At 67.6% G+C, this 11,976-nt stretch carries 12 protein-coding genes and 1 pseudogene; 4 read left to right on the forward strand and 9 right to left on the reverse strand.

Annotated elements, in window-relative coordinates:
* Positions 1–274: 274 nt before the first annotated feature.
* Both A5625_RS16045 and A5625_RS16050 read right to left on the reverse strand, forming a co-directional pair.
* Positions 275–1,507, reverse strand: a complete 1,233-nt coding sequence (locus A5625_RS16045) for an MFS transporter (protein ID WP_066995652.1) — start codon at positions 1,505–1,507, stop codon at positions 275–277.
* Positions 1,508–1,641: 134 nt separating this feature from the next.
* A complete protein-coding gene (locus tag A5625_RS16050) occupies positions 1,642–1,932 on the reverse strand; it encodes a metal-sensitive transcriptional regulator (protein WP_066995655.1) in 291 nt (96 codons plus the stop codon).
* A gap of 117 nt (positions 1,933–2,049) precedes the next feature.
* On the opposite strand from A5625_RS16050, the gene ilvD reads away from it, so the two are divergent.
* Positions 2,050–3,762, forward strand: coding sequence for a dihydroxy-acid dehydratase (ilvD, locus tag A5625_RS16055; protein WP_066995659.1), 1,713 nt, complete (start codon positions 2,050–2,052; stop codon positions 3,760–3,762).
* A gap of 69 nt (positions 3,763–3,831) precedes the next feature.
* Here ilvD and A5625_RS16060 read toward each other — a convergent pair whose 3' ends face one another.
* The gene (locus A5625_RS16060; RefSeq protein ID WP_066995661.1) at positions 3,832–4,272 is read right to left on the reverse strand and encodes an SPW repeat protein; all 441 of its coding nucleotides are present in this window, start codon (positions 4,270–4,272) and stop codon (positions 3,832–3,834) included.
* A gap of 152 nt (positions 4,273–4,424) precedes the next feature.
* On the opposite strand from A5625_RS16060, the gene A5625_RS16065 reads away from it, so the two are divergent.
* Positions 4,425–5,408 carry a nitronate monooxygenase gene (locus A5625_RS16065; protein WP_066995664.1) on the forward strand — a complete coding sequence of 328 codons (984 nt, stop codon included), beginning with the start codon at positions 4,425–4,427 and terminating at the stop codon, positions 5,406–5,408.
* A 3-nt stretch (positions 5,409–5,411) separates the two neighbouring features.
* Here the strand turns inward: A5625_RS16065 and A5625_RS16070 are convergent, their stop codons facing one another.
* A complete protein-coding gene (locus A5625_RS16070; protein ID WP_066995667.1) occupies positions 5,412–6,065 on the reverse strand; it encodes an O-methyltransferase in 654 nt (217 codons plus the stop codon).
* Positions 6,066–6,223: 158 nt separating this feature from the next.
* Between A5625_RS16070 and A5625_RS28430 the strand changes: the two genes are divergently transcribed.
* Positions 6,224–6,370: a metallothionein gene (locus A5625_RS28430; RefSeq protein ID WP_082984424.1), complete on the forward strand. Its 147-nt coding sequence runs from the start codon at positions 6,224–6,226 to the stop codon at positions 6,368–6,370.
* A 43-nt stretch (positions 6,371–6,413) separates the two neighbouring features.
* On the opposite strand, the gene A5625_RS16075 is transcribed toward A5625_RS28430, so the two are convergent.
* Genes A5625_RS16075 through A5625_RS16090 form a run of 4 tightly spaced genes read right to left on the reverse strand, consistent with a single transcriptional unit; the run spans position 6,414 to position 10,626 of the window.
* The gene (locus A5625_RS16075; RefSeq protein WP_066995679.1) at positions 6,414–8,489 is read right to left on the reverse strand and encodes a glycoside hydrolase family 3 C-terminal domain-containing protein; all 2,076 of its coding nucleotides are present in this window, start codon (positions 8,487–8,489) and stop codon (positions 6,414–6,416) included.
* Between the two features lie 47 nt (positions 8,490–8,536).
* Positions 8,537–9,049: a TIGR04338 family metallohydrolase gene (locus tag A5625_RS16080; protein ID WP_066995670.1), complete on the reverse strand. Its 513-nt coding sequence runs from the start codon at positions 9,047–9,049 to the stop codon at positions 8,537–8,539.
* On the reverse strand, positions 9,046–9,795 hold the full coding sequence (locus A5625_RS16085) for a DUF2786 domain-containing protein (RefSeq protein WP_066995673.1): 750 nt from the start codon (positions 9,793–9,795) through the stop codon (positions 9,046–9,048). Before A5625_RS16085 ends, A5625_RS16080 begins: the two co-directional genes overlap by 4 nt.
* Positions 9,796–9,831: 36 nt before the next feature.
* Positions 9,832–10,626 carry an alpha/beta hydrolase gene (locus tag A5625_RS16090; protein WP_232003711.1) on the reverse strand — a complete coding sequence of 265 codons (795 nt, stop codon included), beginning with the start codon at positions 10,624–10,626 and terminating at the stop codon, positions 9,832–9,834.
* Here A5625_RS16090 and A5625_RS16095 point away from each other — a divergent pair.
* Positions 10,619–11,789 (forward strand): annotated as a pseudogene (locus tag A5625_RS16095) (sigma-70 family RNA polymerase sigma factor). The gene A5625_RS16090 and the pseudogene A5625_RS16095 sit on opposite strands and share 8 nt — an antisense overlap.
* Here the strand turns inward: A5625_RS16095 and A5625_RS30190 are convergent.
* A partial coding sequence (locus tag A5625_RS30190) for a hypothetical protein (protein WP_232003712.1) occupies positions 11,731–11,976 on the reverse strand: 246 nt, incomplete at its 5' end. The pseudogene A5625_RS16095 and the gene A5625_RS30190 sit on opposite strands and share 59 nt — an antisense overlap.

Genomic DNA, 11,976 nt, shown 5'->3' on the forward strand with positions numbered 1-11,976 from the left:
GGTGCGGGCGGGGCCGCGACCGCGCCCGGGTCGGCGGGAGCCGGATCCGGATCCGCCGATGCGGGAGCCGCACTCAGCACAAGCGCCAAAGCCACGACAGACGCCAAGCCGGTGGCGTTAAGAGCGGCGAAGAGCTTTCCCCTCGTCCAGCCCGACATATGCATACCTCCACTCGTCGACTCGACACAGTGTCGCATAGAGCGCACGCCAGCTACCTTCACCGACGCCTGGCCACGCCTGGAAAAGGGCGGTGATCTGCGTCTGACCTGGGCTGCTATGAATCAGGTGAGCTTGTCGGAGCAACGTCCAGCATCCGCCGGTTGGCCGCGATGCCGACCAGCGCCACGGCCATCAAGGCCGCCGACGCGGTCAGCATCAACGTGACGCTGCGCTCGTAGAGCAGGCCACCGACCAGCGATCCGGCCATGATGCCGACCTGGAAGGCGGTCACGTAGAGCCCCGATGCCCCGTCGGGGTCGTCGACCCCGTTGCGCATGGCGGCGGACTGCATCATCGGCGAGACGGCGGTGGCCATGGCCCCCCACAGCACGATGGCGGCGGTCCCGATCAGCGCGGTGGCCACGCCGGTCCGGCCACCCACCGCCAGGGCGGTCAGCACCACGAAGGCCGCCGTCAGCCCCGTCATGCACAGGATGATGGCGCCCTTGGGCCGGTGGTCCAGCGGCCGCGCCACCAGCGGCAATGACAGCAGGCCGGCGAGTCCGTAGGCGGCCAGCACCCAGGCCAGGTTCGGCCCGCGCACCCCGACGACGTTGCGGATGAGCTCGACGATGAACGTGTAGGACACGAAATGGCCGGTGACCGCGATCATCGCCAGGACGCTCACCATGATCAGCCGGGGGTTGCGGTGGTGGCGCGACCGCGGCCCTACGTGGGCGAGCTGGTCGGAGGTGAGCACCATCTCCGGCAGCATCACCCGGGCCGCGACCGTGACGACGGCGGCCGCCACGGTGACGCACACGACGGCCAGCCGCCAGCCCCACATCAAGCTGAGGGCCGCGGTCAGCGGGCTGCCCACGACCAGCGCCAGGCTGGTTCCGACGTAGATCGACATGGTGGCGCGTCCGGCGTGGCTGGGTGGCACCAGCCGGGTCGCAATCGGTGCAATGACCGCCCAGAGCAGGCCGTGGGTGATCGCGCAGAGCACCCGGCCGGTGGCCAGCACCGCGAGATTGGGTGACAGCGCCGAGATGACCTGCGAGGCGGTCAGGCAGGTCAGGCTGAGCATCAGAGCACGCCGACGCGGCCAATGCGCCGTCCAGCGCACCAGCGGAAACGTTGTCAGGGCCGCCACGAAGGCATACCAGGTCAGCAGGGTGCCCACCGCGAACAAGCTGACGTGCAGGTCGCGAGCGATGGCCGGCAGCGCTCCGACCGGCAGAATCTCAGCGGTGACGTAGGTGAAGGCCGCCGCGGCCAGCACAGCCAACTGCGCTGCGACCCGTGGCGTCCACGTTCGCGCGGCAACGTTGGTTTCGGCAGTCATGGCGTCGGTATCGGCCGGGCTCCCCAGTTCCTGGGTTGTCGTGCCTAATGCGATCACACTGCCTTACCGTACGGACCGCAACTACGCCTCCCCCTCAATCAGGGCCGCAAGACAGGTCTCAACTCCGTCACCAATCAGGAACGAACCAGGCGCGCGATTGCGGCCGAGGCCTCGGCGAGCTTCTCGTCGGCGTCGTCTCCCCCGTCGGCAACGGCACGGGTGACGCAGTGGCTCAGGTGTTCGTCGAGCAAATTCAGCGCGACCGAACGCAGCGCGCTGTTGACGGCGCTGACCTGGGTGAGGACGTCGATGCAGTACTTGTCTTCCTCGATCATCCGGGCGATGCCACGTACCTGGCCCTCGATGCGCCGCAGCCGCTTGGCGTAGTTGTCCTTCTGCTGCGAGTACCCGTGCTCGTTCGTCATTTTTCACCCCTGCCGATTCGCCGGCGCTGCGGCCGCATGACGCCGATTCCAGCTTATACCCCATCGGGGTATAACCCCGGAAGCGGCCATCGCGACTGGCCAGCGCATACTTGAACAATGCCCACCACCGATTCGGCTTCAAGCGCCGACATCAAGCCGCGTAGTCGTGACGTCACCGACGGCCTGGAAAAGGCCGCCGCCCGGGGCATGCTGCGGGCCGTAGGCATGGGAGACGACGACTTCGCCAAGCCGCAGATCGGGGTCGCGTCGTCCTGGAACGAGATCACCCCGTGCAATCTCTCGCTGGACCGCCTCGCCAAGGCGGTCAAGGAAGGCGTGTTCTCGGCCGGCGGATATCCGCTCGAGTTCGGCACCATCTCGGTGTCCGACGGCATTTCGATGGGCCACGAGGGGATGCACTTCTCGCTGGTCTCGCGCGAAGTGATCGCCGACAGTGTCGAAACGGTGATGCAGGCCGAGCGCCTGGACGGCTCGGTGCTGCTGGCCGGCTGTGACAAGTCGCTGCCGGGGATGCTGATGGCCGCCGCACGGCTGGACCTGGCGTCGGTGTTCCTCTATGCGGGCTCGATCCTGCCCGGCGTCGCGAAGCTTTCCGACGGCAGCGAGCGCGAAGTCACCATCATCGACGCGTTCGAAGCCGTCGGCGCCTGCGTCCGCGGCCTGATCCCCCGCGAGGACGTCGACGCCATCGAGCGCGCGATCTGTCCCGGTGAAGGCGCGTGCGGCGGCATGTACACGGCCAACACGATGGCCAGCGCCGCCGAGGCGCTCGGGATGTCGTTGCCGGGCAGTGCCGCGCCGCCCGCCACCGACCGGCGCCGTGACGGGTTCGCGCGGCGCAGCGGTGCGGCCGTCGTCGAATTGCTGCGGCGCGGCATCACCGCCCGCGACATCCTCACCAAGGAGGCGTTCGAGAACGCGATCGCGGTGGTCATGGCGTTCGGTGGCTCCACCAATGCGGTGCTGCACCTGCTGGCCATCGCCCACGAGGCCGGCGTCGCGCTGTCGCTCGACGACTTCAGCCGAATCGGGTCGAAGGTGCCACACCTGGCCGACGTCAAGCCGTTCGGCCGCCACGTCATGTCGCACGTCGACCACATCGGCGGCGTGCCGGTGGTGATGAAGGCGCTGCTGAATGCCGGACTGCTGCGGGGCGACTGCCTGACGGTGACCGGGGCGACCGTGGCCGAGAACCTGGCCGCGATCGCCCCGCCCGACCCGGACGGCAAGGTGCTGCGTGCGCTGAGCAATCCGATTCACCCGACCGGCGGGATCACCATCCTGCGCGGATCACTGGCGCCCGAAGGCGCGGTGGTCAAGTCGGCCGGTTTTGACTCCGATGTCTTCGAAGGCACCGCAAGGGTTTTCGACGGCGAGCGGGCCGCACTGGACGCCCTGGAGGACGGCACCATCACCAAGGGTGACGCCGTGGTGATCCGCTACGAAGGCCCCAAGGGTGGCCCCGGAATGCGGGAGATGCTGGCCATCACCGGCGCCATCAAGGGTGCCGGACTGGGCAAAGACGTGCTGCTGCTGACCGACGGCCGGTTCTCCGGCGGGACGACCGGCCTGTGCGTCGGCCACATCGCGCCCGAGGCGGTCGACGGCGGACCGATCGCTTTTCTGCGCGACGGTGACCGGATCCGCCTGGACGTGGCCAACCATGTTCTCGACGTGCTGACCGATCCGGCCGAATTCGACAGTCGGCGAAAGGATTTCACTCCGCCGGAGCCGCGCTACAAGACCGGCGTGCTGGCCAAGTACGTGAAGCTGGTCAGCTCGGCCGCCATCGGCGCGGTCTGCGGTTGATCGCGGTCCCGGACCGGCACGATTCGGCCCGGGACAGCGAATTGCCTTCTGGCCTAACCAAGTTCGGATCTACGCGGGCGTGCCCGCGGCGCGGGTGCGCATGCCGAAGTAGGTCGCGTTGAAGCCCAGAAAGGCCAACAACACGCCTGCGACGACATTCGACCAGGTCATGCCGCTGGTCAACGTGACGCCCGGCAGGATCCACGTCGAGACGATGACCCACAGGCCGAGCACCGGCAACGTCCAGGTCAAACCGTGCGCGCGATCCAGCGTCGTGGCGAACCCGTACGACAAGAACGCCACCGCGATGCCGACGATCAAATCCGACGTGGCAAGCGATTGCGTCGCGCTGAATCCGACGATCCACGGTGACGCGGCCACATACAGGCCCGTCAGCAGCGCCAGACCGAACGTGACATGTGCACTCATCGACTCGGCAACGCGCTCATAGCGTGCGCGAAGAGCCAACAAATCGGGGTGGTGATCGATTGATGAATGGACTGTACTCATTTTGTGACCTTTCTGTTATGCAGCAAGCCTTTTGAGCCTGGCTGCACCCATCCATCTGGCGTCAAGATTACGCCGGTCCGCCATACGCCAGCAACGAAAATTGACGCCTCTGCAGGCGGCCGTTTCGACCGACCGGCGTAGCGTCTTGAGTCATGGACATCGCGGACCGGCTGCACCTCGACGTCCCTATTGGGCAGGCCGGTATGGGCGGCGGACTGGCTGGCGCCGCACTGGCGGCCGCGGTCGCCCGGGCGGGTGGACTGGGAACGCTGGGCATTGACACACCCCGGCAGCTGAGCACCTCGATCGATCAGGTGCGCGAACAGGCGCCGGGCCGCACCGTTGCGGTAAACCTGTTGATGCCCTTCGTTGGTCGTCGCCACGTCACGGTCTGCGTCGACGCCCGGGTGGACGTCATCGTGTTGGCGTTCGGCGAAAAGCGGGGACTGGTCGAGCACCTGCGCGACGCGGGGATCTTCGTCTTCGTCATGGTAGGCACCGAAGCGCAGGCCCGCGCCGCGATCGCCTGGGGCGCCGACGGTTTGATCGCTCAGGGCCGCGAGGCCGGCGGCCACCTGGTCGGAACCATGCCGGCCCTGCAGTTTGTGCCGCTCGCCCTCGGCGCGGCCGAGGGCCGTCCAGTGTTCGTGGCCGGCGGAATCGCCACCGCAACCGACACTCGCGCCGCGCTGGCCGCGGGCGCCGACGGTGTCATCGCCGGCACGCGATTTTTGTTGACCCACGAGGCCAATGCGAGCCACGAGTACCAGCGGCGAATCATGCGGGCGGACAGGACAATAGAAACCAACCTATTCGGCGTGAGCTGGCCGCTGCGCCACCGCGTGGTACCCAACGCCGCCACCCGCCGGTGGTGCCGCGACGACGGGAAGGCCAAAACCTTGCCGGCCGCCCTGAATGCGGCCAGCCGCCCGCTGTCGGCGCTGGGCTATTTCGACGCGCGACCGCTGATGCGTCTGCAGTCGCCGGCCCTTCCGATCTTCACACCGATGGCGCCGGTGGCCGGCGTACCCGATTCCTGGCTGGACAGCGCCGCCCTATACGCCGGCGAAACCGCCTTGCGCATCAACGAACTCACCTCGGCCGAGCAGGCCGTCGGGAGTCTGGTCCCGCGCTGACGGCTATCGCACCAACGCCAACGCGAAGCCGTCCCAGTGTTTGGCGCCGACGGTCTGGATCACCGCCGTGTCCAATCGCGGGTGCTCACCCATCGCGTGCAGCGTTTGGCGCACCGCTTGGGCTTGAGCGTCGGCCTGCGGTTCAAGGATCTGTCCCTGCCGAATCACGTTGTCCACCACGATGACCGCGCCGGGGCGGGCCAGCCGCACGGCCCATTCCAGATACGCGGGGTAGTTCTCTTTGTCGGCATCGATGAAGATCAGATCGAACGGACCCGTCACCGTCGGCAGGGTATCCAGTGCGGCCCCGACGATTACCTGCACCCGATCGGCCAGGCCGGCCCGCTCCAGGTTGCCCCGCGCCACGTCGGCGTGCTTGGGCTCGTATTCCAGCGTCACCACCCGGCCCTGCGGGCCGGCGCCGCGCGCCAGCCAGATCGTGCTGAAACCACCCAGCGTGCCGAGTTCGAGGATGCTGCGCGCACCGATGGCACCGGCGAGCAGGCTCAAGAATTTCCCTTGCTGCACCGAGACGGCAATCGGCGGCAACCCCGCCGCGCTACTGGCCTCCAAGGCCGCGATCAGTGACGGATCACCGTCAACCACTGTGCTGTCCAAGAATGCGTCGACGTCTTTGGGGCTTGGTTTCTCGGTCATGGCGCCCACGCTAGCCGCACCCGACGATGTCGGGACGGACGACCGGATTCGTATCCAACCGGTCGCGGTCGGTTATCGTATACCCATGGGGGGTATATAGTGAGGGTGCGGACCACCCGCGCCGCATACCTCACAACACAGAGAAAAGGGTGATTTAAATGGCAACTTATGAGGCCGGAACCATGCTGACGTGCGGTCACAAAGGCTGCGGCTGTCGCGTCCGCATCGAGGTCCCCTGCCACTGCTCGGGTTCGGGCGAGCCGTACCGCTGCACCTGCGGCGACGCGCTGACCCCGGTCAAGTAGCCGGTCGGACCGGTCGTTTCGTTCGGGCGTCACCCGGGGTTGATCATCGCCCGAACGTACGACCCGTCAGCTCGACCGTGGCTTCCCGCCGCATGGTGACGGCCGAGGCACTTACCGCCGCCGTATAGGCGCCGGGATCGATCCGCCAGCTGCCGACGCTGCCGTCGTAGCGGGCGAGCAGGCGCGGATCCGCCTGGATCGTCACCCGCCGGGTTGCGCCCGGCTCCAGCTCCACCCGCTCGAATCCCAGCAGCCGCAGGCACGGTGCGCCGGCGGCTGCTGTCAGGTAGAGCTGCGGTACGTCCGCCCCGGCGCGGTCGCCGATGTTGACGACGCTGAACGTCGCGGTAATGGTGTCTTCGCCACTGATCTCCAGGTCACGGTGGTCAAACCTGGTGTAGGACAACCCATGACCGAACGCGAACAGCGGGTCATGGCCACACTTGGCGAACCACCGGTAGCCGACGTCGGCTCCTTCGACATAGTCGATCGTGCTCGGTGTCCCCCACGGTTCGCCGCCACCAGGCAGCGCAGGACGCGGCGTTTGGGCGAGGTCGACGGGAAAGGTGATCGGCAGCCGGCCCGAGGGATTCACCGTCCCGCTGAGCACCTCAGCGATGGCGCGCGCTCCGGCTTGCCCAGGAAACCACGCCTGCACAACGGCGTTCACCGAGTCACGCCATGGCATCGATACCGGGTTGCCCGTCTCCAGCACCACCACGGTGTCCGGGTTGGCGCCCGCCACAGCGGTGATCAGCTCGTCTTGACCCCACGGCAGCGACAGGTCGACGGTGTCGAAGCCCTCCCCCTCCGCGCGCACCGCGAACACGATCGCGATGTCGGCGCCTTGCGCCGCCCGCGCCGCTTCGGCCGGACTGATGCCGGGGTCGAACTCAATGTGCGCGTGCGGCAGCTGTTTTCGCAGCTCTTCCAGCGGACTTGGCCCCAGCAGATACAGATTGCGCAGCCCGGCCTCCAGCCCCGAGCCGCCGATCGGCACCACACCCGCATAACCACCCGAGGGGACCACGGTGCTCGAACCGAAACCGGCCGCCACGCCCACCTGGGCGTACCCGCCGATCACGGCGATGCGCGCGCTCGAAGCGGGCGCCAACGGCAGCAGCCCCCGATTGGTCAGCAGCACGATTCCTTCCCGCGCTACGCGCAACGCAACGTCGTTGTGCGCGGCCAGGTCCGGCGCCGATGCGGTATCGGTGCGGTCGGCGCCGATAGCGAAAATGGATCGCAGGATCCGGCGGACCATGTCCGACAGGCGCTCCTTGGGCAGCCTGCCGTCGGCGTATGCCTCGCGCAGCGGTGCGCCGAACGACTCGGCCTGCCACAGCAGCGCGTCGATCTGGGCGCCGCACTCTTGATCGAGGCCGGCCAGCGCGCACTCCCAACTCGGTGTGGCGCCCCAGTCCGACATCACCCACCCCCGGTAATCCCAGGCGTTTTTCAGTACGTCGTTGAGCAAGACGGTGTTCGCCGCGGCGTAGTCACCATTGACTTTGTTGTAGGCGGTCATCACGGCGCCGGGTTGCGAGCGCTCGATCGTCAATTCGAAGGCGAGCAAATCGGCTTCGCGGTGCGCATCGGGATCGATGACTGCGTTCAGGAAGTGCCGATTGGTTTCGTTGCAGTTCAGCGAGAAATGCTTGACCGTCGAGATGACGCCGTGGCGCTGGATGCCGGCGATCGACTGGGCGACCATCATGGCGGTCAAAAGCGGGTCCTCGGAATGGTATTCGAAATTGCGGCCGTTGCGGGGATCGCGTGCCAGGTTCATCGCCCCGGCAAGCTGCACGTTGAATCCGCGGCTGCGGGCTTCGCGGCCGATCACTTCACCCGCGGCCCGGGCCAGCGGCGGGTTGAAGCTGGCGGCCAGCGCCAGTCCGGCGGGCAGCGCGGTGGCCGTGTCGCCCGGACGGTAGCCGGGGTTGGTGACGCCCAGACCGGCATCGCTCATCAGCAGCGCCGGCACACCGAGCCGCGGAACCCCCGGCACGTATCCCGCACTCATCGGCGCGTCGGCGGGGATGCGCTGGTCGCGCACCGGCCACATGTCGCCGGCCCCCATCACCGAGACCAGCAGCGAAAACCGCTCGTCGTCGGTCATCTGGGCTTCGACCTCGCGCGCCCGCGCGTCCGGATCGGGATGTCCGCTCACCGCACGCCCTCTTTGGCGTAGACGACGCGCAGCACGTGCCCCAGTTCCGGTCCCATCACCAGCTCCGTCAACTCGCAAATCGTCGCAACGAACTCGGGGCCGTGCGGTGGCTCGGCCTGGCACAAATGATGCGCCACTTCGTGCAGCACCACCAGCTCGCGCAACGCCCAGTCGGCGGTGTCACGATCGGGTACCGCGATAACGCCTGTGCCGTCGCGGTTTTCGTAGTGCGCGGCGGTGGCGGCACGCCGCGCACGCACCCGCAACGACGACACCCCCGGCCACCGTTTCCGCACCGCCGGCAGCGCAAGCACATCGTCGACATAGCGCTGCGCGGAGTCCACCGAACCGAATCGTCCCTCCGGTGGCAGCGTCAACTGTGTGCCGAAGAAGTCGATGAGCGGTGAGCCGTGCTGGGCGGCACGGTCGAACAGCGTCCGGACGAACTCCTCAGCCGCATAAACCTTGGAGCGTTGAGAATCCCGCGGTGGGGAGTTCCCCGCAGTCACCCGCTCAGCGCGCTCCGCGCCCCGGGCAGCTCGGGGCTGTTGCCGAGCCGCGCGCGCTTGCCGGCCCGGTCACCGGCACGCCGTGCCGCCGACGAATACCCGGCCGTGGCCCGGCTGGCTTGCCAGGTGCCACGTGCCTTCGACGCACCGCGGTAATAGTCCACCAACTCGACCTCCTTGTCCCGCAAGGCAATAGCGGTACCCGGCGAACGCCGACGGTCTTTGGTGGCTTCCTGCCGTGCCTGGTCGCGGGCCTCTGCCAGCCGCTGGCCGACGCGCGCCCCGAACGCCAGCTGAAAGTTGAGCCTGGCGGTGATCGTCGGCGTCGGGCGGTGCGCACCCGAGGCCAGGTAGGCATCGGACGCGCGCACCATCTGCACGACCAGGCTGGCATACAGGGCATGGCTGGTATCGATGTCTTCGACGAAGCCGTAGGCGTACACGAACGTGGAATTCGACGCCACGTCGCAGCGCACGTCGTTGGCCGCCGCGATCAGGACGAACAACTGCACGTAGGTCCGTAACCCTTTGGTGCCGGCCGCGCCGATGGTGATGGTGCGCTGCGTCGGGGTCTGCGCGGCCGAACGCTGGGCCGAGTGGGAACGCGCCACCGCGAGGTCGATGGACGCGGCCGTCGCGAGCCGCTGCGCGGCGGACATGAACGCATCGGCTTCGTGGGCGTTGTCGGTGCCTTCGGCCTGACGCAGCAGAGCGGCGATGCGCGCCAGCATCTTGTCGTCAGTCATAGCGCCAAACTACGGGAGCGGGCCGACACCCCGGCCTCACAGCCGAGCGGTGATCCAGGAGACCACATCGTCGAGCACCTGCTCGCGCTCAGGCTCGTTGAATACCTCGTGGTAAAGCCCCGGGTACACCTTCAATTCAACGTCGGTGGACCCCACGCATTCGACGAGGCGACGGCTGCCGGCGACCGGAATCAACCGGTCCTGCTCCCCGTGCACCACCAGCAGCGGCGCCGTCAGGGCCGGTGCGCGTTGCGGCATGGTCTCGCCGACCTGCAGCAACGCGCGACCGATGCCGGCAGGCACCTTGCCGTGGTACACCAGCGGATCGTCTTTGTACGCGGCCACCACCGCGGGGTCCCGGGAGATGGCGTCGACGTCGAGTTCTTGCGCCGGCAGCCCGGGCACGATCGCACCGAGCACCTTGGCGGCCAGCGCCAGCAGCGGCGACACCTGTTCCTGGGCGGCGACCGCGGGACCCGACAACACCATCAGGTCGTAGTTATCCGGCCGTTCGACGCCGTAGGCGAACACGATCCCGCCGCCCATGCTGTGCCCTAGCACCACGCACTTGAGACCGTGGTGTTCCCGGGTGGCGATGCCGATCAGGGTGTCGAAGTCACTGGTGTACTCGTGGATGTCGCGCACCAGCACTCGCTTACCGCCGGAGCGGCCGTGCCCGCGATGGTCCAGCGCATAAGTGACCAGCCCCGCCTCCCCGAAGCGCTGGGCGACGTGGTCGTAGCGGCGCGCGTACTCGCCGAGCCCGTGTGACAGCACCAGGACCGCTCGCGGGGCGGTGTCGGGCGTCCAGACGTCGTAAACGATGCGCACACCACCGAACCCGTCGAAACTGCGTTCGGTGCGGTTCACTTGGAGGTCCTAGTCATTACGGGCAGCGTAATGGCTGCTGATCTAGGCCATGCCCGCAGACACTGCGTAGGCTCATGCGGATGAGCTTCCCCGCTGGCGGGTGGCACCCCCACCCGGCGGAATACTCGGCGCCCACCCCGGAGGCGGACACCGATTTCTCGGCGCATGCCGAACCGTATCGGCGCGAACTGCTGGCGCACTGCTACCGGATGACCGGGTCGCTGCATGACGCGGAGGATCTGGTGCAGGAGACCCTGCTGCGGGCCTGGAAGGCCTACGACCGTTTCGAAGGCAAGTCCTCGATGCGGACCTGGCTGCATCGCATCGCCACCAACACCTGTCTAACCGCGCTGGAGGGGCGCCAGCGCCGACCGTTGCCCGTGGGTCTGGGCGCCCCCAGTTCGGACCCGACCGCCGAATTGGTGGAGCGACGCGAAGTGCCCTGGCTCGAGCCGCTGCCGGAGTTGACCGAGCACCCGGCCGACCCGTCGGTCATCGTCGGGTCACGTGAGTCGGTGCGGTTGGCGTTCGTGGCTGCGCTGCAACACCTGCCGCCCCGGCAACGGGCGGTGCTGCTGCTGCGCGATGTGCTGCAGTGGCGCTCCGCCGAGGTTGCCGACGCGGTCGGCGCCACCACGACCGCCGTCAACAGCTTGCTGCAGCGGGCCCGGTCCCAGCTGGACGCCGTCGCGCCCAGCGCCGAAGACCAACCGGCGGAACCGGATTCGGCGGAGGCCCAGGACCTGCTGGCCCGTTATATCGCCGCGTTCGAAACCTACGACATCGATGCGCTGGTGGATCTGTTCACCGCGGAGGCGATCTGGGAGATGCCGCCGTACACCGGCTGGTATCAGGGTGCGCGGTCCATCGTCACGCTGATTCATCAACAGTGCCCGGCGGAGGGAAGCGGAGACATGCGCATGCTGCCGCTGGTCGCCAACGGCCAGCTCGCCGCGGCGATGTACATGCGCGCCGGTGACGTGCATGTTCCGTTTCAGTTGCATGTGCTGGATGTGCAGGGCGGCAAGGTTTCCCATGTAGTGGCCTTCCTCGACGACTCCCTGTTCACGAAGTTCGGGCTGCCCAGTTCGCTGTCCGCGGATACCAAGAAGGTTCGTACATGACGAATTCCGCCGTTGCGGAGACGAAGAATTCCTCGACGGCATAGCCCAGGTCGGCGAGGTCAAACGCGCTCAGTAGCAGTACCGGCTTGCCCGGCACGGGCGTGACCTGGGCAACGGCGGAATTCGTCATGTACGAACCTTCTTGGTATCCGCGGACAGCGAACTGGGCAGCCCGAACTTCGTGAAC

Source organism: Mycobacterium sp. 1465703.0 (assembly GCF_001672975.1).
Classification (GTDB): Bacteria; Actinomycetota; Actinomycetes; order Mycobacteriales; family Mycobacteriaceae; genus Mycobacterium.